This is a genomic window from Cryobacterium ruanii (assembly GCF_004404055.1).
In the GTDB taxonomy this organism is placed as follows: Bacteria; Actinomycetota; Actinomycetes; order Actinomycetales; family Microbacteriaceae; genus Cryobacterium; species Cryobacterium ruanii.
In genome coordinates this window covers 46,531-72,229 of sequence record NZ_SOHK01000015.1, presented here as the reverse complement: position 1 = coordinate 72,229, position 25,699 = coordinate 46,531, and the positions used below count along the sequence as shown (strand labels likewise).

Here is a 25,699-nt window from a genome sequence, read left to right as displayed (position 1 = left end):
AGATCACCGGGGGTGTTCAGCGCGAATTCGCTGGATGCCCCCGATTCTTTTGCAATCGTGAGGTAGTTATGTCCACTGTGGCCCTGAAGCCATCCGCTCCGACCGGCGGACGTGCTTCGAAGAAGAAAACCAGCCAGGGGGGCGGAATCGGTCGGTATCTGCTGATTCGGTTTCTTCTCATCATCCCCACGATATTCATCCTGGTCACAATGGTGTTCTGGCTCATGCGCGCGACGGGCGACCCGATCACGGCCGCTCTTGGTGGCCGTCTTGCGCCTGAGCAGCTCGCCGAGCGCATCCACGAAGCGGGCTACGACCGCCCTATCCTGGTGCAATATTTCGAGTACCTCGGCCAAATCTTCACCGGCAATTTCGGCACCACCATCAGCACCAACCGGCCAGTCTCGGAGATCCTCCTCACCTACGGGTCGGCCACCGCGGAACTGGTCTTTTATGCTCTCCTGGTGGCACTCATCGTCGGCATCCCGCTTGGAATGGTCGCGGCCTACTGGCGCGACAAGGCACCGGATGCCTTCCTGCGCGTGTTCGCCATCCTCTGCTACGCCACACCGGTCTTCTTCGCAGGACTCCTGCTCAAGCTGGTCTTCGCCGTTTGGCTCAAGGTGCTGCCCGTCGCAGGGCGGGCAACGACCGGCTCGGAATTGGAGATGGGATTTCTGCCCAATAAGACGGGCATCTACACGATCGATGCCCTGCAGACCGGTAATCCAGCCATCTTCGTGGATGTTCTGGCCCATGCTGTGCTCCCCGCGCTGGCCCTGGGCTTGCTGACGGCCGGAGTGTTCCTGCGGCTCGTGCGCACCAACGTCATCGGCACGCTGGGGACCGACTATGTGGATGCCGCTCGCTCGCGCGGTGTAAATGAACTCCGTCTGGTGAGCAAGCACGCCTACCGACCTGCCCTCATTCCCATCATTACCGTCATCGGCCTGCAGATCGCCCTCCTACTCGGTGGTGCCGTACTCACAGAAACCACCTTCGAGTGGAAAGGCCTGGGCTTTATCCTCATCGAATTCATCAAGGCCCGCGACTTCGTGGCGGTGCAGGGCATCGTTGCCCTTCTCGCAGTCATCGTTGCGCTCTCCAACTTCATCGTGGACATCATTGCCGCACTCATCGACCCGCGAGTGAGGTACTGATCATGACAATGCTCATTGAAACTGCCCCCGCACCCAAGGCTCCTTTGTGGACGCGACTGCCCGTCGTGCACCAGCTCCGCCAGAGCGTCGGCTTGCAACGCGGCATGCTCGTGGTCGGCCTCGTCATCACCGGCGTCTTCATCCTGACCGCAATCTTCGCACCACTGCTCGCGCCGTACGGCTACAGCCAGCTGCGCGATGACAGTGGCCCCTTTGGTGCCCAGCGGGCACCTGGCGGAGAACATCTGCTTGGCACCACCGTCGGCGGCTACGACGTGCTCTCTCGCGTCATCTGGGGCTCGCAGACCGCGATCACCGTTATGGTCATCGCCATCGTGCTCTCGATCTTCGCCGGCGTAGCCCTCGGCCTCGTCTCGGGTTACTTCGGTGGATGGCTCGACCGCGTACTCGTCGTCATCTGCGACGCCGTCTACGCCTTTCCGGCGTTGCTGCTGGCGATCGTCATGGGCATCGTCATCTCTGGCGGGCGATCGGATCTGTGGGGCGGAATATTCGCAGCCGCGATCTCGATCACGGTTGTCTTCATTCCGCAATACTTTCGAGTGATTCGCGCCGAAACCGTGCGCATCAAGGCCGAGGCCTACGTTGAGTCGGCCCGGGTGCTCGGTGCAAGCAACGGACGCATCATGTTCCGCCACGTTTTGCGCAACGCCACCCGAACCCTGCCCCTTATCTTCACGTTGAACGCTTCCGAGGCGCTGTTGACACTCGCGGGCCTGGGCTTCATCGGCTTTGGCATCGAGCCGTCCTCGGCCGCCGAGTGGGGCTACGACCTGAACAAATCGCTTTCGGACGTCACCAGCGGTATCTGGTGGACGAGTCTGTTCCCGGGGCTTGCCATCGTGCTTATTGTTCTCGGCATCACTCTCGTGGGTGAGAGCCTCAATGACCTCGCCGACCCGCGACTGCGCAGTCGGCGTGCTCCAGGCAAGACAACCGCCGGCGTCGCCGGCACCAGCGTCGTCCCCGGCGGAACCCTGAACGCCGGACCTGGCGGTATCGACGGGCTTGAGGCCAGCTCGCCGGCTTCCGACCAACACCCGAACGACGACCCATTCGAGGCCAAATAATGAGTTCCCTGCCTGACGTCGTACGCATCGACAATCTCAACGTGACCTTTGCCACCGATGGCGGCGCGGTCAAGGCCGTCGACGGGGTCACGCTGCACGTTGCCCCCGGTGAGGTTCTCGCCATCGTGGGGGAGAGCGGCAGTGGCAAGACCGTCACAGCTAAGACCATCCTCGGCCTGCTCCCTGAGACTGCGACTGCCCATGGCGCCGTCATTCTGAGCAGCAAGGACGGCTCCAACTCGAATGACGTTCTCGCCGTCAGCAAGCAGAAGCTGCGCCAGCTGCGAGGAACGGATGTCTCCATGGTGTTCCAGGAGCCGTCAACAGCACTGAATCCGGTGTACACCGTCGGCTGGCAGATCGCGGAGGGCATTCGCGCCCACGGTGAGTTCAGCCGCAAAGAAGCACGCACCAAGGCGATTGAGATTCTCGGCCGGGTTGGTATTCCCGACCCTGAAAGCCGCGTCGACTACTACCCACACCAGTTCTCCGGCGGTCAGAAGCAGCGCGTGGTCATCGCCATGGCCCTCGTGCTCGACCCCGGGCTGATCGTAGCCGATGAACCGACCACCGCCCTCGACGTGACGGTGCAGGCCGAGATCCTCGACCTGCTGCGGCGTTGCCGCGACGAGTTCGGCACTGCGATTGTGCTGATCACCCACAATATGGGCGTGGTTGCTGACCTCGCCGACCGCGTGGTCGTCATGTACGAGGGCAAGATTGTCGAAGAGGCCCCCGCCCAGGAGTTGTTCTCGAACCCGCGGCACGAATACACCAAACGACTGCTCGGCTCGGTCCCTCGCGTTGGCCACGGCACGACACGAGCAACCGATCGGCTGGCCGCCCGGGAGCCCGATTGGGCTGATCGGGCCCCGGTCGTGGTCGCCGACAACCTGAAAATCCAGTACCCGGGTCGGCTCGGTAAACCCGGTTTCACCGCCGTTGACGGAGTGAGCTTCAACATCCGTCCCGGCGAGGTGCTCGGCCTGGTCGGTGAGAGCGGATCGGGCAAAACCACGATCGGTCGCGCCATTGCCGGCCTGACCCGGGTGACCGGTGGGTCCCTCACCGTTCTCGGCCACGAGATGCACGGATTCAAGGAACGCGCTTTTAAGAAGGTGCGCAGCGACATCGGCTTCGTCTTTCAAGACCCGGCGTCGAGCTTCAACCCCCTGCTCACAATCGCGGAGTGCGTCGCCGAACCGCTGATCGTACACGGTCGCGCGGCCAACGCCGGCGCAGCCCGCAAACGGGTCAACGAACTGCTCGAGGCGGTACAGCTGCCCCGCGCGTACGGCGATCGTTACCCGCACGAGCTCAGTGGTGGCCAGCGTCAGCGGGCCAGCCTGGCCCGTGCTCTAGCGCTGGAGCCAAGCCTGCTCATCGCGGACGAACCGACCAGCGCGCTCGACGTGTCGGTGCAGGCCAAGGTTCTCGAACTCTTCGCCGAGCTGCAGAAAGAGTTCGGGTTCGCGGCGCTGTTCATCAGCCACGACCTCGCCGTCGTCGACATCCTCGCCGACCGCATTGCGGTGCTGTACAGGGGAAAGTTGGTTGAAGAAGGCACCGGTGCCGAGGTGCTCGGCGCGCCGAAGGATGCCTACACCCAGCGTCTGCTCGCCTCGCTGCCTGTTCCTGATCCGGCGGCACAGGCTCTGCGGAGGGATGAACTGCGCCTTCTGCGTGCGGCAGGATAGCCCTATGAGGCATGGCGCGGCATCCGTTCCCCCGATCACCACGAGCGATCTGACCATCGAGTACCCGCCGCACGGGGCGAGCCCGGCCTTTGTCGCTGTGCACGGGTTCACCTTGCGCATCGCGCCGGGTGAGGTGGTGGGGCTGCTCGGTGAGAGCGGCTCCGGCAAGAGCACTCTGGCCCGGGTGCTCTCCGGCGACGCCAACGCCCGCGACGCTACCGGCATCCGCCCGCAGATCACTGGGGGAGAGGCGACCGTGCTCGGGTTCGGCCTGCGCCGCATCAGCAAGCGCAGGCTGAGCCGGCTCACCTTCGGCGTCGGGCTGTTGGCCCAGGACGCCTCAGACACCCTCCCGTCGACCATGACGGTGGCCGAGATTGTGGCCGAGCCGGTGCTCGAACGGGATCGGCGCTACAACCGTCGCGCACTCGGCGTCCGGGTGGCCACCATGATCGACGCGGTACGCCTACCGCTGGCCGTTCTCGACCAATACCCCTACGAGCTTTCCAGCGGCCAACGGCAGCGTGTGGCACTGGCCCGGGCGCTCGTGTTCGGTCCGGCCCTGCTGATCGCTGACGAGCCCACAGCGGGTGTCGACACGCTGGTGCGTGACGCCGTCATCGACCTGATCCGCGAGTTGCAGCGCGAACGGTCGTTTTCGGCACTCGTGATCAGCCATGACCTGGCGGTGCTGCAGCGGGTCGCCGACCGCATCGGCGTCATGCACCAGGGTGTGCTCGTCGGCCTCGGCACCATCGACGACGTGTTTCGAGACCCCTGGCACCCCTACGTGCGCGGTCTCGCCGCTGCCCTGCAGCCCGCCGCCGACCCCAGCGTCATCGAGATCGCGCCCAGCGTCGACGGTTCCGATCAAGGCGATCAAGAGGATGCCGTTCCTGGCAGTTAGATGGGGCGCGCCCGATCCTGCGCCGTGGTAAGGGCGATCGGTCGCGGCCGGGCCGACACGCCCGACCGGCTTTTGGCACACGAGACCGCTTATTTGTTGCCCCTGGCCCTGTTGTCGGGGCCTGCACGTGATTTCAGCCGGTCATATCGAGCAGTTGAAGCCCGTCGAAGCTCGACGTGGTTTTGGCACTGGGAGAAACCTTGGTAAAGTAACAACGCTGTTCAAGCATTCCTCGATAGCTCAATTGGCAGAGCAGCGCACTGTTAATGCGCAGGTTCTTGGTTCGAGTCCAAGTCGGGGAGCGAAAGGCCACTCAGGGCTCCACCCCGGGTGGCCTTTTTTGTCGGTATGTTCTGTTCCGGCCGAAAAGTTCCTTCCCAATTTGTATGGCTTCGGCACAAGAGACGGCGGACAGCGTGGATTTCTCGCAACTCCTGGTACCGGCACTCGGCGTATTCTCCGGGGTGCTCCTCGTACTGTGGACCATCTCACTGCTGCGTTCACGTCGGGTTGTCTTCGACCGGAGTGCCGCCGAACGTGTGCGCATCGAACTGGAACTCTCCCTCGCTGAGCAGCAGGGCCGGCTGGCCATCATCCGTGAACTGCAGGACGGCGCCGTGCTCACCATCACCCGCCTCATCACCCGGGCTGAGGGCGCCCGCTACACCGCTGAGAGCGACCCCTCCACGGCGGTGCGCGCCGCCACCGCCCTCGTCGACGACGGCCGGGTGGCCCTCGCCGACATGCGCCGCGTGCTCACCATCGTGCGCGAGGGTGAAACCGTCGGGGCGCTGCAGCCCGGTCCGCAGTCGACCCGCGACCTGTTCCGCGTCATGCGCGATGCCGGCCTCGTGGTGAGCTTCATTGAGTCCGGGGAACGTTTCGCGCTCAAAGCGGGTGCCGAGCTCGCCATCTTCCGCATCCTGCAGAGCGCCCTCTCGAACGCGCTCAAGCACGGCGGCGTCGGAACCGAAGCGCGGGTGTCGTTCACCTGGACTCGGGACGGCCTGCAGTTGCTCGTCGACGATGATGGCATTCGTGCCGCCGCGCGTCGCGATGGCAAGGATACCGGCGAACAGGTCGCCCGCACCCCGTACACGATCGAGGACGACCTCAAGGCCCTCAGTGAGAGTATCGCCGGCCCAGGCATCACACAGATGCGCGAGCGGGCCCAGTTGTTCGGCGGCGTGTTCAACGCTGGAACGGTTCCCGGGCTGGGCTTCTCGGTCTCGGCCGTCTTCCCGTCGCTGCGCTTTCACAACGGCGTGCACGGCGTCGACCTGTCCCGGTGACCCCGGCACCCCTCACCGTGCCCGCTGCCCATTTCGTAGACGAGACACGACAGCAGCGGCTGGCCGTCCGTGAGGGTCTGGCCGTAGGCCTCGCGACCGCCGCCTACGGGGTGTCCTTCGGCGCGCTGTCGGTCGCGGCCGGACTGGACATCTGGCAGACCAGCTTCATCAGCATCGTCATGTTCTCCGGCGGTTCCCAATTCGCCCTCATCGGCGTGCTCGCTGCCGGCGGTGTCGCAGCTGGTCCGGCGGCCATCGCAAGCGCGGCCCTGCTCGGGGTGCGGAACGGCATCTACGGCATGCGCACCGCATCGATCGTCGGCAGCGGGCTTTGGAGACGACTCGCCGCGGGGTGGATCACCATCGACGAATCCACCGCCGTCGCCCTCGCCCAGCCGACACCGCGCAGCCGCCGCGTCGGCTTCTGGGTCACCGGCCTGGCCGTCTTCATCGGCTGGAACGCGACCACCCTGCTTGGTGCGCTCATCGGCGACGCCCTCGGCGACACCCGGGCCTACGGGCTCGACGCCGCTGCCGCAGCGGCCTTCGTCGGCCTGCTCTGGCCTCGCCTCAAGCGGATGCAGGCGATCGCCGTGGCCGTCGCCGCCGCGGTCGTCGCCGCAACGCTCACCCCGGTGCTCATGCCGGGGCTGCCCGTGCTGGTCGCGGCTCTTGTAGCCGTGGTGGTGGGCCTGTTCAACTGGCTGGGCGGGCCAGTACTGCCGCGCGCGGCATCCGCTCGAAAAGGCCTGCGCCCGTGACGCTCTGGCAGATCATCATTGCGGCGTCGATTGTCGTGCTCGCACTCAAACTAGCCGGCTACGTCGTGCCGCCGGCCCTGCTGGCGAAGCCAACGCCGTCGCGAATCGCCGACCTGCTGACCGTGGCCTTGCTGGCGGCGCTGATCGCCGTGCAGACGCTCGGCAGCGGGCAGTCGCTGGCTCTGGACGCCCGTCTTCCGGCCGTCATCGTGGCGGCCGGCCTCTTCGCGATCAAGACGCCGTTCATCGTCGTCGTAATCGTTGCGGCGCTCGTCGCCGCCGGCCTGCGCGCCCTGACCTGACGGACGTTAGCCCTCGAGGTTGTCGATCCCCGGCGTCCAGCTCAGGCCGGGCACGCCCCAACTCTTCTTGCGCTCGACCTTGGCGGCCATCTTCGCGTAGACATGCTCGAGGCGATCGACGTACAGCGTACCGTCGAGGTGGTCGTACTCGTGTTGGAAGATGCGGGCGAGCCAGCCGTCCGCTCGAATCTCAAACGGATGCTGCTCGGCGTCGACGGCCCGCAGAATGGCCGAATTGGCTCGTTTCAGGGGAAAACGCTCGCCAGGAAAGGACAGGCACCCTTCGTCTTCGTCGACATCTTCGTCGTCGACGGGCTCGGCGGACACCGGCGTGATCCACAGCTCCGGGTTGATCGCGACACCGCGCCAGGACACGTCGTCATCGTCCTGGTAGCTGTAGGTGAAGATGCGCAGTCCTACACCCACCTGCGTGGCGGCGAGGCCGACCCCCGGTGCAGCATCCATCGTCTCGAACATGTCTCGCACCAACTCGCGCAAATCGTCGTCGAAATCGACGACGGGAGCGGCGGGGGAGTGGAGAGCGGGGTCACCTGAAATAACTATCGCGCGTACGGCCATTTCTCCAGAATATCGGCAAGCTTGTCGATAGGGTCGTGGAGTGACCTCTGACCTAACCGATCTGGCGACAGAAATCGCCATTGATCCACGGCAGGCCATCGGAATTCCGCTGGCCCTGGTCGGTGCCGTCTTCCTCTCCCTCGGCGCCCAATTTCAGCACCGTGGCGTGTCTAAGGTCGAGGCGCGCACCGAAGAGGTCACCGCTGGGCTCAACGTGCGCCAGCTCACCTTGTTGCTCGCGAGGCCGAGTTGGGTATTCGGGTCGCTCATGCTCGGTCTCGCAATCGTGTTCCAACTCACGAGCCTCGCGTTCGCTCCCATCATTGTCGTACAGCCCCTCGGAGCGGTTGCTCTCGTAATCACCGCGGTACTGAACGCCCGCGTCAGCAGGGTCAAACTCAACCGGGCCAGCATCATCGCCATCTCGATGTGCGTGGGCGGAGTCGGACTCTTCGTGACCGTGGCCGCGTTCACCGCAGTGGACAAGCCGGTCACCGACCAGAATCTGGTCACGATCCTTATCGTTCTCGCGGTCGTGCTCCTGGGGTTCGCGCTCGCCTTCGGGTTTCTGCGGCGCCGGTCGCAGGCAATCTTCTATATTCTCGGTGCCGGAGTGCTCTACGGGTTCGTGGCGACCCTCGCCAAGGTCGTCATCAATCGCACCCAGAACGGCAACTTCGAGTGGCTGACCCTGACCTGCGTGCTCGGGCTCTTGCTCGCGGCCGCGTTGGGGGCGTATTTCGTGCAGAACGCCTATGCGTCGGGGCCACCCGATCTCGTCATTGCGGGGCTAACCGTCGTCGACCCGCTCGTCGCGGTTGGAATCGGAATCGTCGTACTTGGCGAAGCCAGCCAGGCACCACCGGCAGCAGCGGTCGCGTTCGTCGTCGCCGGGGCGATAGCTATCTGGGGCGTTTTCCTCTTGGCCCGCTACCACCCACAACTCGATCGCTGACCGGCGAAGAATTTTGGGGCACTACGGTGCGGGACATCGCCGGGAAGGCACGGTTTAGAATAGTGTTCGAGTGCGTAGCGTCAGTTTCGCCAACCGCACTCGAGATTTCCTGCCGGACGATGATCCCCGGCTCAACAACGTAGGGACCACTCCACTTGTCAGATTCGACCGACTTGCTGAGCAGCCCGACCCCGGGCGACGCGCCCGAGAGCGCTGCGAGTGCGCCGACCGGGAAGCCGCGCATTCGCGTGCTCATCGCCGCTGACACGTTTGCTCCCGATGTGAACGGCGCTGCTCGATTTGCGGAGCGGCTTGCCGCCGGCCTGGCGGCCCGTGGCCACGAGGTTCAGATCATGGCGCCGGCCGCTTCGCGAAAGCACGGCAGCTGGACCGAGATGCACGAGGGCCAGCCTATGGTGGTGCACCGCCTGCACAGCTGGCGCTGGTATCCACACGACTGGCTCCGTTTCGCCCTACCGTGGCTGATTCGCGGTGAAAGTCGGCGCATTCTCGACTCTTTCCACCCCGACGTCGTGCATTTTCAGTCTCACATCAACGTCGGGCGTGGCGTGTCCATCGAGGCGGCCAAACGAGACATCCGTCTGGTCGGCACGAATCACTTCATGCCAGAGAACATGGTGAAGTTCTCCCTCGTACCGGTCGGTTTTCAAGATCGGGTGATTAAGGCCGCCTGGCGGGCCGCCCGGCGCACCTTCGGCCGCGCCGCCGCCGTCACTACCCCGACCCGGCGCGCCGCCCAGTTTCTGGAAAAGTACACCGGTCTCACCGGGGTGCACGCCATCTCCTGTGGCATCGACGCCGACAACTACGCACCGAACTTTGAGCCGCGCACCGAGAACCGTATTTTATTTGTCGGTCGAGTCACCGGTGAAAAGCAGATCGACGTGCTGCTGCAGGCGACGGCACTGCTGTCGCCTAACCTCGACGTGCAGGTCGAGATCGTGGGCGGCGGCGACCAGAAACGCAACCTCGAGCACCTGGCCGACACCCTCGGCATCCGCTCACGCGTCACCTTCACCGGTTATGTGACGGATAACGAGCTGCGCGCGGCCTATTCACGCGCTACGTTGTTCGCTATGCCATCGATTGCCGAGTTGCAGAGCATTGCCACAATGGAAGCCATGGCCTCGGGACTGCCCATCGTGGCGGCCGACGCCATGGCGCTGCCGCACCTCGTGCACGACCAGGCGAACGGCTACCTGTTCAAGCCGAGTGACGCGCAAGACCTGGCGCACAAACTGACCGCTGTGCTCACAGCCCCACCGGAACAGCTGGAGGCGCTCAAGCGGGAGTCGCTCAAGCTCATCGCCGCGCACGACATCAAACGCACTCTGAACACGTTCGAATGCCTGTATCGTGGGGAGCCGGTGAGCGATCTGGTCACCAACGGCGCCTCGACGCAGACGCCGGCGTAATCACATATCTGTGGGTTCGACCGTTCGGTCGAGCCCTCTGGGGCGGTAGCTCAGCTGGTTAGAGCAGCGGACTCATAATCCGTCGGTCCCGGGTTCAAGTCCCGGCCGCCCTACTATAAATTTGATCTGATCAGGGTTTCTTGTCTGTACCGAAAGGGCAAGACTTGATGCACTATCCGTTTATTGGTCTTTTATTCAAAAATTTCCGCCTGCTCCGGGTCTTCGTAGAGAAGGTGCACGACCCATTTCGAGTTGTCTGGAGTGACCTCGATTACCTACGGGTTATGGATAGCGAACAACACTTCGGGCTCGGCCTCGAGCCGGTTTTAACGACAAGCGAGCTCGCCGAGTACCTCGGCGTGCAGACGCAGGCGATCTACGACCTGCGTACAGACGGACGTGGTCCCTCGGGCATTCGAGTGGGGCGGGAGATCCGCTTCCGCGTTTCCGACGTGGTGCGATGGCTCGACGGGCTCCACGAGCCAGAGACTCCGGTCATCGACCACGAGGCCAAACGCTGATGGCCGGGCGACCCCGACTGCCAGTCAGCACGTTCGGTGCCATCACTACGCAACAGGTCGGTCCGGGGATCTTCCGCGCGATTACTCGCTTCCGCGACTGGGATGGTCAAACGCGGAGGGTGACGGCGACCGGCCCGAGTCGCAACGCGGCGCAGGCATCGCTCAAGGCAGAACTAGCGGCCCGCCTGCGAGCCGGCGGCAGTGGCGACTCGCTCACCGCGAGCTCACCGTTTCTGCTGCTCGCGGAGGCATGGCTGGAGGATGTGATGCTCGATGTCGACCGCGCTCAAGGAACGAAAGATACGTACCAGCGCCAGGTGCGCGTGCTGGTCTTGCCCTACTTCGAGAACTTTACGATTCGCGAGGTGACCGTCGGTCGCATCGAGCTCTTCCTCAGGCAGCAGCGCGCGCAGTCGTTTACGCGAGCGAAGCACTCTCGAACAATTCTCGGCATGATCCTGGCGTTCGCAACGCGGCGGGAGATCATTCCGCGAAATCCTATGAAGGAGACGTCGCGCATGAAGAGGCCCCCGCACACGCCTAAGGCGCTCACGAGCGATCAGATCGCAGCCATCCGGCTCGCCGCCCGAGAGTGGCGCACTGAAGCGGGCAGGATGGGGCCGCAGTCAGACGGCCAGGTGCGAGACATCATCGAGGTGATGCTCGGCACGGCGACGCGCATTGGCGAAGTGCTGGCGCTCCGGCAGTGCGACATCGACCTGAATGCCAACCCGCCACGAGTGAACATCAGCGGCACCCTCGTCGTGCACAACAAAGCCGGTGTTCACCGTCAGGAGCACCCCAAGACCCATGAGTCGAACCGGGTGATTGGCATTCCGCCGTTCGCGGCCGACGTGATTCGCCAGCGCTTGGCGCTGCTCGACCCGGAGGATGCGGAGCATCTGCTGTTTTACTCCCGGGTGGGCAGTCCGCTCACGCCGTACAACGTTCGGCGCACGTTCAGGGGGATACTGCGGAATGCGGGGCTCGAGGGCATGGATATCACTCCGCACTCGTTCCGCCGTACCGGAGCGACTCTGCTCGCCAACGAGCTCGGTATGCAGGCTGCGGCCGACATGCTCGGGCACACGTCAACTTCGACGACGAAGGCGCACTACGCGGAGCCTGACCGCACGGTGAAGTCGGAGCCCGCGGAGGTGATGCAGCAGTTGGCGCCACCGCTGTAGGAGTTTCAGAAGGGAACCTCTACCCGGACATTCCTGAGATTCAATGCGCGTGGCGAGAAATGAATTTCCGGCCTCGACGTGCGGACCACCTGCTGGTGGGATATTGGAAATTGACCGGGGCGGAAGTCATTCCGCAGTGTTCATCGGGATGAGCGCTGCGGTGGCAGCCAACACCAGTGGAAAACCGATAGTCGTGGTGAGGATGGTCGCCCACGAGGGCTCAGACCGATCAATGTGGCAGTCTCCGGGCTGATGAAAATGTGGTGCCATAAACACTGCGAATCATTCAGGACTTGAGCGGGCAGAGTCGCGCTGTCGGTGGTGCGCACTGAGCTGCCGTTCTCCTGAATCTCCGCAGCAGCTCAAATCCCATCGGCATGAAATACACCAACGCTGACGTTGACGCGTTACCCCTCACCCGCCACGAATTCACAACAGGTTAAATAACAAGCTCAGGCGGATTTGTCCGACATTTATGCTGCGCCGATCTACAGTTTGAGCGCTTTATTAAGCTCATCAAGTGTGAGCGAAATATCGTTGTCTGGGTCTGCTGCTGTTAGCGAGCCATCGGAGTGGAGAAGGTATTGGCCTTGAGTTCCAGCGACAATCGATGCGGCAGCGTCCGGATAGGTCTCGAGGAACAACAGGTATTTTTGTCCTTGGACCAAGGGAACTCCATCTCGCTCGATGACGGGTTGGCCATCTAGTTCGCCTCCGACTTTCTTAATCTCTATTGTGGCGCCAGAAGTCGCCTCGCCGTAGTAGACACTGTCAATGGTGGCCGACCAGACAATGATGGGCACACGGGCCTCTCCCGTGTCGTTTCCCGGCATTTCCGCCCCAAGCTCCGGGTTCGTTTGTGGATCATCTCCTTGATCCTTTGAGGGGTAGAGAATATCTTGCCGTGATTCGCCTACGGTTACCGTCGCGATGAGAGACGACGCCTCAGCCAATTGTTCCGATGTTGCATAGCTTGGATAGTCTGCAACGATTTCACTGGATGCCGAAGCAGAACATCCGGCAGCGACGAGCGCCACAACAGCAGCTACCATCGCCGTCGCGGAGTAACGATATATGCACTTCATGTCCTCATCCTTAGTAGTAGCTGTTGACTTCGTTGGTGTCGTAGGTGGTTCGCTGATACGCAGTGCTCATGCTATAGAGATTGCAGCACAGGGGCGTTTAATTTAGGCACAGTCATGCAGACTGATCGGTGTCATTTTTCGAATTCGTCTGCACAAATGTTCGTACTAACGTGCATACCTCGCTCCAGCCACCGACGAACCTCAATTCCCACAGCGGGAACCCTCTGCGGGTTCAGTATTGATGCGCACGCCAACCGGAACGCAATAGGTTTTCCCGGTGCCATAGTGTCGGACCATGGATCTCTTGGAATCGCCCACGCTCTCAGGACTGCTCGTCACTCTTGAGCCACTTTCATTCGATCACCTAGCCGAGCTGTGTGAAGCTGCGAACGAGGGCGAACTCTGGCGTACGTGGTACACATCCATACCGCGCCCGGAGGCGATGGCTGCGGAGGTTGAACGCCGACTCAGCCTGCACGAGCGGGGAAAGATGCTCCCTTGGGCCACTCGGCTTGCGTCAACGGGGCGAATCGTTGGCATGACGACCTTTATGAATCCGAGCGCCGATGCCCCACGATTGGAAATCGGCTCTACTTGGCTGGCCGGAAGCGCTCAAGGTACGGGTGCGAACCGAGAGGCCAAGCTTCTCCAACTGACTTACGCCTTCGACGATTTGGAGTGCATTGCCGTAGAGTTTCGCACTCACTGGCACAACCGCCAATCACGAAAGGCAATAGCCGCTTTAGGCGCCAAGGAAGATGGAGTACTGCGCAGCCACTCGGTTGGACCGGACGGTGCTCTCCGCGACACTGTCGTGTTCTCGATTACTGCTATTGAATGGCCAGCCGTGCGCGTGGGACTTCGGCATTCTTTGTCCACGAGGAAATTGTCCCTCCAGTAATTGCGTCACATCGCCGGCTCGGCCGCGCGATTTCGCAAGAACCTCACTCCGTATGACGAACGCTCAATGGGCATTGTGAGTGCGGGTCCCGGGCCTACGGCCCATTGCGCTCCACGAGCGCGGCGCCGAGGCGCATGAGTTCCGAGCGCACGGATGCCGGCTCGAGAACGTCAATGTATTCACCCCATCCAGCGAGGCCACGTGCGAGCATGATTTCGGCCGGCGCACTGATTCGGACCCTGGCTCGATGGTCGTCGATCGTGGTGTCCTCCACTGCCAGCTCGCCGAACTGTTCACGCAGGAAGGGCAATATCGCGGTATTTGTGACCACGATCGTGGATGCGCTCTCGCGCTGCTGGTTCACGTCGCGTACGACGGTATCCCATGCCTCTGCGAGGTCGAAGTCGTCCGGGCGGTCGGCGGGATCTTCTGTGACAACTGCCCAGATGATCCGCTCGATGCGAAATGTTCGCGGGGCGCCATCCACGCCGCCGAGTAGGTACCACACCTCGTTCTTCTCGACCAGGCCCCACGGGTCGCAGAGTCTTTCGACCGGGTCGCGGTCCCAACCCCGGTAGCTCAGGCGTACCTTCCGGCGCTGTATGACAGCGGCCTGGAGTTTGGTCACGAGTGGTGGCTGTGCGCGGTGGGGCCGGTCCCACCGCGCCGGGTCAAGCACGACGGCCTCTGCCGCCGCTTTGGCATCCGTTCTAAAGCTGTCGGGAAGGGCGTGTACAAGCTTGCGGAGCGCCGACTTGGCCTCTGGGACTACGGACGCGGCTGGCCCGACCAGGAGGAAAAGCGCACGCGCCTCAGCCGATGTGAGCCCGCTCAGGTCGGTGCGAGCACCGCCGAGTAGTTGCCACCCACCGCCGCGGCCGACCTGTGGGTACACGGGAATTCCCGCAGCTGACAGCGCTTCGAGATCACGCCTTGCCGTAGCGACGGATGTCTCAAACTCAGCAGCTACTTCCTTCGCTGTCACGCGTCCCCGCGCCTGCATCAGCAGGAGTGTGGCGACGAGGCGATCTGCGCGCATGAATCAATTGTCGCAAACAAAGTAGTCAGAAGGTGAGCACTTTACTGGTGGAGACTGGCATCACGTGAATCGGAAGGAAAATCACATGTTGCGAGGCTTCGCTACAGTCAGCTATTTCGCCGCCGATCTGGAGGCGGCACGCAAGTGGTACAGCGAGCTGCTGGGTATCGACGCGTACTTTCAGATGCCGGGCTATGTGGAGTTTAGGGTTGGCGACTATCAGAACGAGCTTGGAATCATTGACGCGTCGTACGCGCCGCCAGTGCCAGACGGGCCGGCCGGGGAGATCATTCAATGGCACGTGGACGACCTGCCGGGGTCATTCGAGAAGCTGCTGTCGATGGGGGCGACCGAATACCAGCCGCCGACTGACCGCAGTGAAGGATTTGTGACGGCATCCGTCGTCGATCCTTTCGGCAATATCCTGGGGATTATGTGTAACCCGCACTATCTCGAGGTGCTCAAGAAGGTTTCCGGGAAATGAGCGAAGCTGTCATGTCTCGGTCTGTCGCTGAGAAGATGGGAATCAAGGAGGGCGCGCTGGCCCACTTCGTGAACGCCCCTGCGTCGACCCTGAAGGCCATCGGGCTTCCGGAGTTGGAGGTCAGTGAGGATCTCGAGGGTGACTTCGACTACATCCATTTCTTCAGCGTGACTCAATCCGAGATGCACGACATCTTTCCAACACTGAAGCTCCATCTGAAGCCGTCGGGCATGTTGTGGCTCTCCTGGCCGAAGGCGCGGAAGCTGGGCTCAGGTCTCAGTCTGCCGAAGGTCATTGAGATCGGATACAGTCACGGCCTCGTCGAGAGCACATGCCTGCGCATTGACGACACGTGGGCAGGGCTGAAGTTCACGCACCCGAAGAACGGCAAGATCTACAACAACAGCTACGGATCCCTGCCCCTCTGAGCCGGGTGCGCTGTTCTGCCCTCGGGTGGCCATGATTAACGCGGCGCCCGTGCGCGTCATAACTCCATGATTGCGCCGCGCGACACCTGTAAATTGGTTCGAATGCAATGGCCGTATGCCGAACCATCTGCGGGGCGAGCCGGGAGTGAGCCAGGAGACATGCTTGGAGCGCGAACTCGCAAAACTCGAAGCGCGGTCGAGCCCCCGTAACGATCGCCTACCGTCTCCGTGTGGGGCTAGTCTTCGCCCATAAAATGTGACCATGAGTCCGAATCGACCGGCGCTGGTCGCGATCGCGATTGCCGTAGCAGTCGGCATGTGTGGATGCACGACTGAGCCGTCGACAATAACTCCGGCAGGCGCTGCAACAACCGCATATCCTGGCGCGCCGACACCTCTGCCGAGCGGTCTGGTCGACCCTTTTGCGGGCTACGCAACAGTCGTCGACGGGCGGCTGGCGATTGTCCTGTCCGGCAGCTCGAGTTGTCCGCCGCACGCGGACTCAGCAGATCTGGCGACGATGACGTTCGGATTCTCGGTCGATACGGAAGGCCCGTGCACAGACGATTTGGCCCCCACGACGTTCGAGTTCGACGTGCCATCAACTGAGAATCTGCCGACGGTCATCACGATAAACTTCACGTCCGGCGACACGCCCAGCTCTCAGCTGCCGGTTCTGCGGTAAACATCGATCGCGCACGGCCGTGCCTGCAACCAGCCAACACTTTCTCACGGTGTGCCCGCAGGAAATTGTCGAGACTCACGATGCTGCGCGCTATCGCTGCAAAAGGCCACCATTTGCCGCTGCAATTCACAGCGAACTCTATTGCAGTTCCTTCTTTCCTACGCTTTGTTCGTGGATTCGTAAGGGGAACCTTGTACGGGACGGCGTTATCGCGCTTCAAAGGAGCAGATCACAACAGTGCACGTCGCAGTCGTCCTTGCGATTCGAATACCTGATGAAGTTCTAGATTCCGAAGCAGCAGCATTGGGAGCGGGGCCCTTGGACTGACTTGGTTCGAATAGTTAGGCTTGGACAAACAGGGATGGGGATGGACTGGGATGCACGTAATTGGCTTGGGCGTTTCGTGCTCATTAGACCAAACGTCTGAGGGCTCGCTCTCTTTTTCGCTTCAAGAATTTGCGTGCCTTGACGATTCCTCGCAAGTTGCCTTTCGGCGTGATCGCGGGTTTGGAATATGCTACCGCCCTGAGGGCAGTCATGGGCAGTTGGTGGAATCCGAGCTGCAGTACCACGTCTCGATGGCCTTGCTGCCCGATGAAGGAATCGTAGAGGACGCTGGAGAGCGGCTCCCTTGGCATGAATATTGTGAACTTCTGGAACGAATCGGGATAAGCGCATCGATCGAGATCTTGAAGAGTAGCCCCTATATTTTGCTTTTCTCTCCCGAAGTGCGGCGACTACTTGACGATGAGTAGTCGCGAGGACGATCGGCCGGTCAGAAAGAGACAATCTGGAAAGCACCTACGAGCGTTCCAGTGATGAGTGGCGAACTGACGACCGCCCTCGCGTCATCCGGCTGCTCAAAACTGCTCCGTGGACGCGCGCCCGCCATGAGGAACCCTGAGCGGGCACAAATTCCTGAGGGATCTTGGTAGGGCCAACCCGGCCTTCATCAGGGGCGTTGGAGCTCGAGAATCGGAGGCATGCCGGAGCCGTCGCGGTTTCTTAGCGCAACCGCTGCTCTCTCTCTTAAGCTCGGGCAGCTGAGTTCCTCAGCCAGCCAAAGCCGTCCGGACGAGTTCGGAGAGTTGCTTGACTGGGACCTCGCGTCGATAGAGGAAAGCGCGCAAGGCTTCGCCATACAAAATGCCTTGCACGGCGAACGGCATCCCTTTCCCTATCTGCAGCATCGTCTGGCCGTTCCTGAAATCGAGTTTGTGGCCTGTGTAGATCACCCACTTCGCATCGGGACGGGCGTTCGTCATCGCTTCTGCGACGTACGCCTGCATCTCGTCGATAAGAGCGAGCTGCGTCGAGGTGAACGGGCCGCTCCCCGGGATACCACTCTCGGCTGTGGGGCTTGAGGGGTTCCACCAGGGCGGCACGTCCGCCGTCTCCGCCTCTCTTGGTTCGAGTATGCGGGTCAGGAACCATGCGTTGACTGCGTCCAGGCTTTCAATGCTGTCGTCAAGCCGCGGATCGTGAGGTTCGCTCAGGCGCACGCGGAACCGGGCCTGCGCCGGCCCCAAACTCCGCAGGTACGCCTCGTGCAGCTCCGCGACCTTCTCGCGGCTGGCGTTCATGGTGTCCCACATGGACTCAGGCTACCCAAAGGGTGAAGGGGATGCCGAGCCGGCTAAAACTTCACCATCAGGGCGCACGATCACCCGCAGTACGAGCGCTTCGGACGTGGAGCTGAGGTTGGGCCAACGTTCGAGAGTTACCACATCGCTGCTGCTGAGGCGGGCGAGTGGACGGCAAGCCTCTACGGTGCACAGGTAGCCGCCCAAGGAGAACAGATCAGCCTAGACATCTGGCAGGCTCCCACCCCTAACCAGGATCCGAAAGCGCAGATGTCTTTGGCCACCGTCGGGCGGACCATCACGGTCGATGGCGGCGCGAGCGCTGACGCCGACGGGACCGTGGTCGAATACCTCTGGGAATTCGGAGATGGCAGCACCGCTACCGGCAGTCGGGTAAGCCACACATACACGACCGCTGGCACATACCTGACGACCTTGGCAATCCGCGACGATCAGGGCGGCGAGGCATTTACGTCGGCAGACCACATCGTCGACATCCCGCAGTACAAGTTCGAGGGCTTTCTGGCACCCGTTGACGCAGCCCCTGTCGTCAACGCCATGAAAGCGGGTCATGCCGTACCGATGAAGTTCCGCCTCGGCGGCAACTTCGGCCTCGGAATTGTCTCGGCGGGCTCCCCAACGTCGGTTCGGGTTGACTGCACGACCGGCGCGAACGTTGATGAAGTCGAAACACTACTACTACTGCCGGGGCCAGCAGCCTGTCATACGATCAAGTTACGGACACCTACAGCTATGTGTGGAAAACGGCGTCCGATTGGGCGGGAACCTGCCGAACATTCCACCTGAAACTCGACGACGGCAGCATTCATGAAGCGCAATTCAGGTTCCGCACCTGACGACTACCAAGATAAGTGGAGCTATGACAGTCAGGTGGGTACGTCTTTCACTCTGGGTTACCGCCCTGGTTGCATGGTCCGCACTCATTGTCGTCGGACTTCTCTTGTTCGGCACGGGTCTCGACAAAACATTCTTGTTCGAGCCGACCGGGGAGGCTCTTGAACGCGATCGTGTTGGGAAGATTCTCATCTTTCTTGGTTCGGTCGCCCTCTTCCTGGCTGCGGTCTGGGCTCGACTGATGCATACCCCGATCTGGGCATGCGCCCTCGTTGCAACCCCGGCAATCCTCGTCGGCGGCCTCACCCTATTTTTCGGAAGTTCTTTGCTCCCGCACCTCAGCGCTCTGGTGGCATTCCCAGTTGCCCTCGCTGGCCTAATTTGCGGTCTTGTCCTCGCCCGACCACTGCTGCGCCTTGGGTCAACGGGCCCTAGCGGGGCGGTTCAAGGTCAGGAATCGGACTGAGCTGCCGCCCGCCGGCGACGATTTCCCAGGACTATCAATCTGAAGACGGCAGCAGCATTGATCACAGCCACGAGGAAGAACCCCAGGTAATTCAGTGCCGCGCTCACGGCCAGCACCGCAACTGCAAATCCTCCTTGGCCCGACCCTTGCGAAGAACCCATTGAACCGAAGACAGAGTAAGCAGTTGACAGTGGCGACGTCAGAATGACGATGACAAGAACCAGCACTTCGGATGCTCCCGGCCCGCGCTTCATCTCAAAGGCGCGCGTCACGGACACCGCAGCCACGAGCCCGGCGACTACCGCCACCTGGGCACCGATCGTTTCCAGTGCCCACGAGGGCAGGCGACTTTCCCCGGTTGGCGCTCCGCTCCCACCCATCATGTCCGGAAGCTACACGCGATACACCAACGGGCAGGGACAGCGGTCAAACGTGTCCTGCGTGGATCGAGTCGCCGGAGATCTTCACGAGTGCCCGTTAGCCGGACGCTGAGCGGGCACGTCCGCGCGGATACTGGGTTCTGCGGGTCGCGAGCCCCGAGGGTGTCTCGTTTGCCCCGCCCTTTGAACGGTCGCACTCAGGTGCGGCAACTGCGCCAGCGAAGCAGGTCCTTTTGCGCCCTTCGCAAGAGCCAAGGCTTGGCGATATCAACTAGATTCAGCGCGAGAGTAGAACGATGCCTCCGTTTCGCGGCGACGCACGACATCGTCGACGACGAACTGCACGAAGTCCTCATCGCGATCGCCAATGACAACGTCGTCGATGGCTAGGGCGGGCAGTTCGCCTGGCCATGAAGTCTGGCGCGTAGGCCGGTCGCGCTCCAGCCGCGTCCCCGAGATCGCGACCCAGTCACGAAGCCGCTGGCGCGCATCCGCAAAATCGCGATGCCAGCCGAGCGGGGCGGAGCCGTGCTGGTCGGGGTCGTAGGCGCCGAGCCAGTGCAGGTGCAGCGCGGAGAGTTCCCAGACGAGTTCGGGGTGCCGATGCCAGAACGGCGGTACGACGGATGCTGGCAATCCGTAGGTGCGTCGCAGCCAGTTCACCCAGCGGTTGAGTTCGATCCATTCGGCCTCGGCGTCGTCGGCGCTGAGGAGGTTCCAGTTGATCGGATGTGGCTGCTCCGCAGTGAGCGGCCCGTCGAGATCGTCCAACGAGCTTGCTCCGAACGCGTCGTCGTGTTCACCGGATGCCCACTCGACGAGTGACTCTGACATCGCTGATTCACCACCCCGAGCTGGCGTGAGCAGCTTCCGTCTCGCTGACGATTGCCGTCTGCGTTTCCGCAGCGTCCTGTTCGCTGCCCGGAGCCGAGCGATTGGTTCTAGTGACTTGATAGTTAGTGCGCGCGAGATCATGGCCGATCTTCTTGGCGACGAACTCTTCGCGTTGGATTGCTTCGCCGTCGCGTTCGAAGTGGAAAATGCGCACATACCCCTCGGCGACGAAGCTATCTCCCTTGGCGAAGCGGGTAAGAGCTCGTTCGGCTGTGGCGCGGTAGGCGACGAGGTCGTGGAAGGTTGGCTCGAGTGTGGTGAAGCTGCCGCTGTATTCGTGACGGAAGTGCGGCTGGCCGACGCGCACATAGAAGCGGGTGTCGCCATTCTCGGTTACCGTTTGTTGCGGCTCTGATGCGATGAAGCCGGACAGAGATTGCTGGGTGTGAAGTGCCATGGGACTTTGCCTCCTGTGATTTGGGCAGACCGTCGTGATCCGCTCTAGCTGAGAGGTGCGCAGCACATGCCCGGTCGGACACCCTTCCACGTGATGCGCAAACGAGCGCATTGCGATCGGACTCCACGCGCCCGTCGTATCCACGAGGGATGCGACGGTTAGCCCCATCTGGTCCCGTGCGCTTCCCGCGCATTGGCTTGATCCCCATGGTGCTTCGACTGATTCAGGTGAATTTCAAGACTCGAGATGACTCGGCGCTCGGCCAGTTCTGGGGCGGACGCGCTCGACTGGGATGGCTCCAGCGCGGGTCCCGGCGTGACCAACGTTAAACCCCCTGGCTTGGTCCTGCCGGACCCGGCGGCCATCTGCGTGCCGCGGACGGTTCTGGCCGACCCAGAGGGCAACGTCTTCTGCCTGCTCGAGCCAAAGGAGATCTACGCGGACACCGGACCGATCGCCGCGATGGATGTCAGTTGTGCGGATCCGCGGGCGATGACTCCGTTCTGGAACGCGGCGATGGACTGGATCGTACACGAGGTGACCGACGACTTGGCGCGGCTATGCTCGGCTGCGGGGAGCGTTCCGAGTCTGGAGTTCGTGCGTGTGCCCGATATCACCGTGTGGACCCGCGTCCACCTCGACCTGCGACCGTACTTTCGCGACGACCAGGCGGCTGAAGTCGCTCGGCCGCGAACCCTGGGTGCGATGGATGCTGACATCGGCCCGAGCGACGTGCCTCGGGTGGTGCTCACTGATCCCGAGGGTAATCCGTTCTGCGTCCTGACGCCGTGCTGACGTGAGAACGGCTATTCCGGGCGTTACGGTAAGGATGGAGCGATTCGCGGCATCTAGTTGGAAGCTCCAAGACAAGAGACGACAGTTTCAAAGGACCGTGTCCAAAGCGTCACCGTAGACCTCTAGTAGCTTCGTGGCCTCATTAACTCGTCTTCGATCTCGTCAAACTCATCTTGATACTTAACGATTGAGAGCAGCCGACGCCAAATGTACCGCCAATCATCATCGATCGAGTAACCATCAATTACGATCACTCTGTCAGTGGCTTTGAGAGCAATCCCGATTTCCGAGCGTGACATGCCAGCGGCGTAAAACTTCTCGACGCGCCGATCTACTCTCTGGCGAAGCGCTTTGGGGGAGGGCGCGACACCAACTGCCCGAGGAGTTCGTGGCTTTCGTGGCGCTTGGTCGTATGGACGGGAAGAATGCATCACTGACCCGGAAAGCAACGGATGCCTGGAATTTGCCGAAACCAAAGGACGGTACTTTACGACTTCAATATTCTCATTGTCTGCCACTTTGCTTGCTACCTATTCCTAAATTATTGCCATAAAGGCGATCGCTGCCGCTGCTATTGTGCCGGCGATGAAGCCAATGAGACCGCAACGCGACCAGGTGGACTGAATTCGCAGTATACGGTCTTGATGGAAATACTCCTCAACGAGGCCAGTGGCAAACTCGTACTTCAGTTGTATGGCCGAGAGTCCGCGCGCTACTTCCATAATTTTTGACGCGTCAATACTCAATCCCATTGCTGGAAAAATTACGCGTACACCGGCCAGCGCAGCGAAAATAAAGCAGGCGGAGGGGAGCAGGAGCCAGAGATCGGACGATGCGGCGGCAGTAAATGTTGCGGCGATCGCCGAAGCGCTCACCAAAATACTTGCACGTGAATACATGCTCGTAGAAATCGCGATCTGTATGTCTCTGAGGCGGCGAAGCTCCACCAGCGCGACATCCAGGGTGCTATCGAAATACTCAACGCCATCGTCTATTTCCAATTTCATATCCTGCATGGAAGCAAACTTAGCGTGGGCGACAGTTGAGGCAGTGAAATTCGTCGATGCAGCATGGTCGTTACTGTGACGCATGATTCGACCAACTCTCGGCTCACTGGCCACACCCGCGACCGCCAAAGCCGGGCAGCGCGCCGCTGTCACACGGGCCGACGAACTGGCGCTCCTCACGAGCCTGCCTACCGGTCTGTTCATCGGGGGTGAGTGGCGAGCTGCAAGCGATGGAGGAACCTTCGACGTTTGCGACCCCTCGACCGGTGACGTGTTGGTTCAGGTAGCGGATGCGACGCCGCAAGACGGCCTCGCGGCGCTGGAGGCGGCATCCGCTGCCCAGAAGGGGTGGGCGAAGACTGCGCCGCGTGTGCGCGCTGAGATCTTGCGGGCTGCATTCGAAGCGGTAACCGCGCGGGCCGACGACTTTGCCCTGCTGATGACGCTAGAAATGGGCAAGCCGCTCGCCGAGGCCCGCGGCGAGGTGACCTACGGCGCCGAATTTCTGCGCTGGTTCTCGGAGGAGACCGCCCGCATTTCGGGCCGGTTCGCGGTCGCACCCGACGGTCGAAGCCGCCTGATGGTCACGAGGCGTGCCGTCGGGCCGTGCCTGTTCATTACACCGTGGAATTTTCCCCTGGCCATGGCCACGCGCAAGATCGCCCCGGCAATTGCTGCTGGTTGCACGATGGTGCTGAAACCTGCGGCCCTGACACCGCTCAGCGCGCTGCTCTTCGCCCAGGTACTGCAGGAGTGTGGGCAACCGGCCGGAGTGCTCAACGTCGTGCAGACCACGAGCGCCGGTGAGGTGACTGGGCCGCTGATCACCGACCCGCGACTGCGCAAGTTGTCGTTCACCGGTTCGACCCCGGTGGGTGTGAATCTCTTGAAAAGCGCGGCTGACCAAGTTCTTCGGGTCTCCATGGAGCTGGGCGGCAACGCTCCGCTCATCGTCTTTGAGGACGCCGACCTCGACGCCGCCGTCGACGGTGCCATGGTCGCGAAACTGCGCAATGGCGGTGAGGCGTGTACCGCGGCGAACCGCCTGCTGGTGCACGAATCGATCGCGGGGGAGTTCACCCAGCGCTTGGTGGAGCGGATGCGCGCGCACACCGTGGGCCGTGGCACAGAGCCCACCACGCTGCTGGGCCCCCTCGTCGATGAGGCAACTAGGGCCAAGGTGCACGAGCTCGTGACCGACGCCCAAAGCGAGGGTGCGACTCTCGCGCTGGGTGGTGCTTACATCGACGGCCCCGGGTATTTCTACGAGGCGACCGTGCTGACGGATGTCCCCGCGTCCGCCCGCATCATGCGCGAAGAGGTCTTCGGTCCCGTCGCGCCGATCATCACCTTCAGGACCGAATCGGAGGCGATTGCGTTGGCCAACGACACCGAGTTCGGTCTGGTCGGATACGTCTTCACTCTTGATCTCAACCGTGCCCTGCGATTGTCGGAAGAGCTGGAGGTCGGCATGCTCGGTGTGAATACGGGCATCGTGTCGAATCCGGCCGCACCGTTCGGTGGAGTCAAGCAGTCGGGGCTGGGCAGGGAAGGCGGTTTCGAGGGCATTGAAGAATACCTGGAAACCCGCTACGTGGGCATCGCAGATCCGTTTGCTGCCGCGAACTAAACCTTTTGGCGCATCGAAGGCTTCGATGCGCCTATCAGGCACGTCTGAACCCTTAGCGCCGTCCGCGACCGAGCGAACGCCCGAGGAAGAACGCCCGTCGGCCTTGGCGTCCAGAATGCGGGTGCGCAGCCGAGACCAGCCCGGTGTTGCACGCACTGCCCCCAGGCCCGGTGGGGCACGAGACGGTAGGCAAATTCAGCTTTGGCATCTGCGGGCTGGCGGCAATAGACGATTGCGGCGGAGCAGAACGCCCGGGGCCGTAACGGGGCCCGGATCACGGCTGATGCGTGTCGGTGCTGTGGGCCGAGGCTTTGGGGCCTTCCCTTGTCGAGCCTTCAGCTCTACAGTGTTCGTAGGCAACCTCTATAACGCGCCGTCGCTCGTTGCGATGGCATGACGTTCAGTCCCTTCAGGTTCTTGTTGCCGAACATCTGAAAGACCGCACCATGATCGAACTCATCCTGACCGCCACAGCCCGCAGCTACTTCTTCTTGCACCGTTTCATGCCGACCACCGTTGTGATTGACGCCATCAATTCGCGGCGCGGGCTGAAGTGGGGTGTGCCGGCGATGCTGCTCGTTGTTCCATATGCGATCGCTGCTGTCTATTGCCGAGCCCAGATCGAAGCCGGTGGGGGCTGGTTGAACCTGCTCGTGTTGCTGTTTCTTTGGAACACGCTCAAGTTTGCTTTGATCGGGCCGATCAGCGTGCTGAAGTTGATCGCGGTCCGCGTTCGTGAAGCCGTGGCTCGCCGTCCCATGACGCGGGCGCTGCTACGCTGACGGCGTTGAGCGCTTCGACGAGCCAGTGCTCGTGTCGAGACACGGCTGACGCCACGTCACAGCCGGCGCACCTCCTGATAGCGGCATGATTGGCTCATACACCACCGCGCACAGGAGGTTTCACAATGACGATCTCGCAGGAGCAGTTCGATGACCTGCTCAGCCGCACCGCGCTGGCTGCGCTGTTCTACTATCCGGAGGTCGCCGTCGACGACGATGGCCGTAACCTGCAGAACGACATCGCGTATTGCCTGGAACCCGTCGCCGGGATCGCAGACGAGGACGCCGAGCGGCTCCGCGTCGCGGTCGGGCGTGTGATCACGAATCCGACGGCGCATCGCTCGGAACTGCTTGCCCTGGTCATCGAGCTTGCCCCACCGCCGGCCGAGTAGCGGCGATC

The 25,699-nt window shown here is 62.2% G+C and carries 26 protein-coding genes, 2 tRNA genes and 1 pseudogene; 21 read left to right on the top strand and 8 right to left on the bottom strand.

Annotated elements, in window-relative coordinates:
- Positions 1–68: 68 nt before the first annotated feature.
- The 8 genes from E3T47_RS09980 to E3T47_RS09945 all read left to right on the top strand — a co-directional run bounded on the left by E3T47_RS09980 (position 69) and on the right by E3T47_RS09945 (position 7,210).
- Positions 69–1,160 carry an ABC transporter permease gene (locus tag E3T47_RS09980; RefSeq protein WP_134555930.1) on the top strand — a complete coding sequence of 364 codons (1,092 nt, stop codon included), beginning with the start codon at positions 69–71 and terminating at the stop codon, positions 1,158–1,160.
- Positions 1,161–1,162: 2 nt separating this feature from the next.
- Positions 1,163–2,251, top strand: a complete 1,089-nt coding sequence (locus E3T47_RS09975) for an ABC transporter permease (RefSeq protein ID WP_422386484.1) — start codon at positions 1,163–1,165, stop codon at positions 2,249–2,251.
- The gene (locus E3T47_RS09970; RefSeq protein ID WP_241982145.1) at positions 2,251–3,948 is read left to right on the top strand and encodes an ABC transporter ATP-binding protein; all 1,698 of its coding nucleotides are present in this window, start codon (positions 2,251–2,253) and stop codon (positions 3,946–3,948) included. Before E3T47_RS09975 ends, E3T47_RS09970 begins: the two co-directional genes overlap by 1 nt.
- 4 nt (positions 3,949–3,952) lie before the next feature.
- A complete protein-coding gene (locus E3T47_RS09965) occupies positions 3,953–4,855 on the top strand; it encodes an ATP-binding cassette domain-containing protein (protein ID WP_134555929.1) in 903 nt (300 codons plus the stop codon).
- 229 nt (positions 4,856–5,084) lie between these two features.
- Positions 5,085–5,157: transfer RNA gene (locus E3T47_RS09960), tRNA-Asn, on the top strand.
- Positions 5,158–5,271: 114 nt separating this feature from the next.
- Positions 5,272–6,147, top strand: a complete 876-nt coding sequence (locus tag E3T47_RS09955; protein ID WP_166805689.1) for a sensor histidine kinase — start codon at positions 5,272–5,274, stop codon at positions 6,145–6,147.
- A complete protein-coding gene (locus E3T47_RS09950; protein ID WP_422386483.1) occupies positions 6,144–6,908 on the top strand; it encodes an AzlC family ABC transporter permease in 765 nt (254 codons plus the stop codon). Before E3T47_RS09955 ends, E3T47_RS09950 begins: the two co-directional genes overlap by 4 nt.
- Positions 6,905–7,210 (top strand): AzlD domain-containing protein, encoded by a 306-nt coding sequence (locus tag E3T47_RS09945; protein ID WP_134555928.1) that lies wholly within the window; start codon positions 6,905–6,907, stop codon positions 7,208–7,210. Before E3T47_RS09950 ends, E3T47_RS09945 begins: the two co-directional genes overlap by 4 nt.
- Before the next feature lie 6 nt (positions 7,211–7,216).
- Here the strand turns inward: E3T47_RS09945 and def are convergent, their stop codons facing one another.
- Positions 7,217–7,789, bottom strand: coding sequence for a peptide deformylase (gene def / locus E3T47_RS09940; protein WP_134555927.1), 573 nt, complete (start codon positions 7,787–7,789; stop codon positions 7,217–7,219).
- Between the two features lie 40 nt (positions 7,790–7,829).
- Here def and E3T47_RS09935 point away from each other — a divergent pair, with 40 nt between their 5' ends.
- The 5 genes from E3T47_RS09935 (at position 7,830) to E3T47_RS09915 (ending at position 11,888) form a co-directional block, all read left to right on the top strand.
- Positions 7,830–8,744: a DMT family transporter gene (locus tag E3T47_RS09935; RefSeq protein ID WP_134555926.1), complete on the top strand. Its 915-nt coding sequence runs from the start codon at positions 7,830–7,832 to the stop codon at positions 8,742–8,744.
- A 173-nt stretch (positions 8,745–8,917) separates the two neighbouring features.
- The gene (locus tag E3T47_RS09930; protein WP_422386489.1) at positions 8,918–10,180 is read left to right on the top strand and encodes a glycosyltransferase; all 1,263 of its coding nucleotides are present in this window, start codon (positions 8,918–8,920) and stop codon (positions 10,178–10,180) included.
- Between the two features lie 39 nt (positions 10,181–10,219).
- Positions 10,220–10,293: transfer RNA gene (locus E3T47_RS09925), tRNA-Ile, on the top strand.
- Positions 10,294–10,464: 171 nt separating this feature from the next.
- Positions 10,465–10,701 (top strand): helix-turn-helix transcriptional regulator, encoded by a 237-nt coding sequence (locus E3T47_RS09920; protein WP_134555925.1) that lies wholly within the window; start codon positions 10,465–10,467, stop codon positions 10,699–10,701.
- On the top strand, positions 10,701–11,888 hold the full coding sequence (locus E3T47_RS09915) for a tyrosine-type recombinase/integrase (RefSeq protein ID WP_166805688.1): 1,188 nt from the start codon (positions 10,701–10,703) through the stop codon (positions 11,886–11,888). The genes E3T47_RS09920 and E3T47_RS09915 overlap by 1 nt, the downstream gene beginning before the upstream one ends.
- A 488-nt stretch (positions 11,889–12,376) precedes the next feature.
- Here the strand turns inward: E3T47_RS09915 and E3T47_RS09910 are convergent, their stop codons facing one another.
- Complete coding sequence (locus E3T47_RS09910) at positions 12,377–12,973, bottom strand: hypothetical protein (protein ID WP_134555923.1); 597 nt, start codon at positions 12,971–12,973, stop codon at positions 12,377–12,379.
- Between the two features lie 295 nt (positions 12,974–13,268).
- Here E3T47_RS09910 and E3T47_RS09905 point away from each other — a divergent pair, with 295 nt between their 5' ends.
- Positions 13,269–13,874, top strand: coding sequence for a GNAT family N-acetyltransferase (locus E3T47_RS09905; RefSeq protein ID WP_134555922.1), 606 nt, complete (start codon positions 13,269–13,271; stop codon positions 13,872–13,874).
- 94 nt (positions 13,875–13,968) lie between these two features.
- Here the strand turns inward: E3T47_RS09905 and E3T47_RS09900 are convergent, their stop codons facing one another.
- Positions 13,969–14,913, bottom strand: coding sequence for a helix-turn-helix transcriptional regulator (locus E3T47_RS09900; protein WP_134555921.1), 945 nt, complete (start codon positions 14,911–14,913; stop codon positions 13,969–13,971).
- Between the two features lie 85 nt (positions 14,914–14,998).
- Here E3T47_RS09900 and E3T47_RS09895 point away from each other — a divergent pair, with 85 nt between their 5' ends.
- Together E3T47_RS09895 and E3T47_RS09890 are read left to right on the top strand one after the other, a co-directional pair.
- On the top strand, positions 14,999–15,397 hold the full coding sequence (locus E3T47_RS09895; RefSeq protein ID WP_134555920.1) for a VOC family protein: 399 nt from the start codon (positions 14,999–15,001) through the stop codon (positions 15,395–15,397).
- Positions 15,394–15,825 (top strand): hypothetical protein, encoded by a 432-nt coding sequence (locus E3T47_RS09890; RefSeq protein WP_241982143.1) that lies wholly within the window; start codon positions 15,394–15,396, stop codon positions 15,823–15,825. Before E3T47_RS09895 ends, E3T47_RS09890 begins: the two co-directional genes overlap by 4 nt.
- Positions 15,826–17,562: 1,737 nt before the next feature.
- Here the strand turns inward: E3T47_RS09890 and E3T47_RS09885 are convergent.
- Positions 17,563–18,105 carry a hypothetical protein gene (locus E3T47_RS09885; protein WP_134555919.1) on the bottom strand — a complete coding sequence of 181 codons (543 nt, stop codon included), beginning with the start codon at positions 18,103–18,105 and terminating at the stop codon, positions 17,563–17,565.
- Positions 18,106–18,159: 54 nt separating this feature from the next.
- On the opposite strand from E3T47_RS09885, the pseudogene E3T47_RS09880 reads away from it, so the two are divergent.
- Positions 18,160–18,950, top strand: a pseudogene (locus tag E3T47_RS09880) (PxKF domain-containing protein).
- A 448-nt stretch (positions 18,951–19,398) separates the two neighbouring features.
- On the opposite strand, the gene E3T47_RS09875 reads toward E3T47_RS09880, so the two are convergent.
- The 3 genes from E3T47_RS09875 to E3T47_RS09865 form a co-directional block, all read right to left on the bottom strand.
- Positions 19,399–19,797, bottom strand: a complete 399-nt coding sequence (locus E3T47_RS09875; RefSeq protein ID WP_134555917.1) for a hypothetical protein — start codon at positions 19,795–19,797, stop codon at positions 19,399–19,401.
- Positions 19,798–20,061: 264 nt separating this feature from the next.
- A complete protein-coding gene (locus E3T47_RS09870) occupies positions 20,062–20,628 on the bottom strand; it encodes a hypothetical protein (RefSeq protein ID WP_134555916.1) in 567 nt (188 codons plus the stop codon).
- Between the two features lie 7 nt (positions 20,629–20,635).
- The gene (locus E3T47_RS09865) at positions 20,636–21,085 is read right to left on the bottom strand and encodes a single-stranded DNA-binding protein (protein WP_134555915.1); all 450 of its coding nucleotides are present in this window, start codon (positions 21,083–21,085) and stop codon (positions 20,636–20,638) included.
- A 315-nt stretch (positions 21,086–21,400) separates the two neighbouring features.
- Between E3T47_RS09865 and E3T47_RS09860 the strand changes: the two genes are divergently transcribed.
- Positions 21,401–21,880 (top strand): VOC family protein, encoded by a 480-nt coding sequence (locus E3T47_RS09860; protein ID WP_241982141.1) that lies wholly within the window; start codon positions 21,401–21,403, stop codon positions 21,878–21,880.
- A gap of 536 nt (positions 21,881–22,416) precedes the next feature.
- Here the strand turns inward: E3T47_RS09860 and E3T47_RS09855 are convergent.
- A complete protein-coding gene (locus tag E3T47_RS09855) occupies positions 22,417–22,971 on the bottom strand; it encodes a hypothetical protein (protein WP_134555914.1) in 555 nt (184 codons plus the stop codon).
- On the opposite strand from E3T47_RS09855, the gene E3T47_RS09850 reads away from it, so the two are divergent.
- The 3 genes from E3T47_RS09850 (at position 22,970) to E3T47_RS09840 (ending at position 25,691) form a co-directional block, all read left to right on the top strand.
- The gene (locus E3T47_RS09850) at positions 22,970–24,517 is read left to right on the top strand and encodes an NAD-dependent succinate-semialdehyde dehydrogenase (protein WP_134555913.1); all 1,548 of its coding nucleotides are present in this window, start codon (positions 22,970–22,972) and stop codon (positions 24,515–24,517) included. The genes E3T47_RS09855 and E3T47_RS09850 overlap by 2 nt on opposite strands.
- A 446-nt stretch (positions 24,518–24,963) precedes the next feature.
- A complete protein-coding gene (locus E3T47_RS09845; RefSeq protein ID WP_134555912.1) occupies positions 24,964–25,299 on the top strand; it encodes a sulfate permease in 336 nt (111 codons plus the stop codon).
- Positions 25,300–25,424: 125 nt separating this feature from the next.
- The gene (locus tag E3T47_RS09840; RefSeq protein WP_134555911.1) at positions 25,425–25,691 is read left to right on the top strand and encodes a hypothetical protein; all 267 of its coding nucleotides are present in this window, start codon (positions 25,425–25,427) and stop codon (positions 25,689–25,691) included.
- Positions 25,692–25,699: the final 8 nt, after the last annotated feature.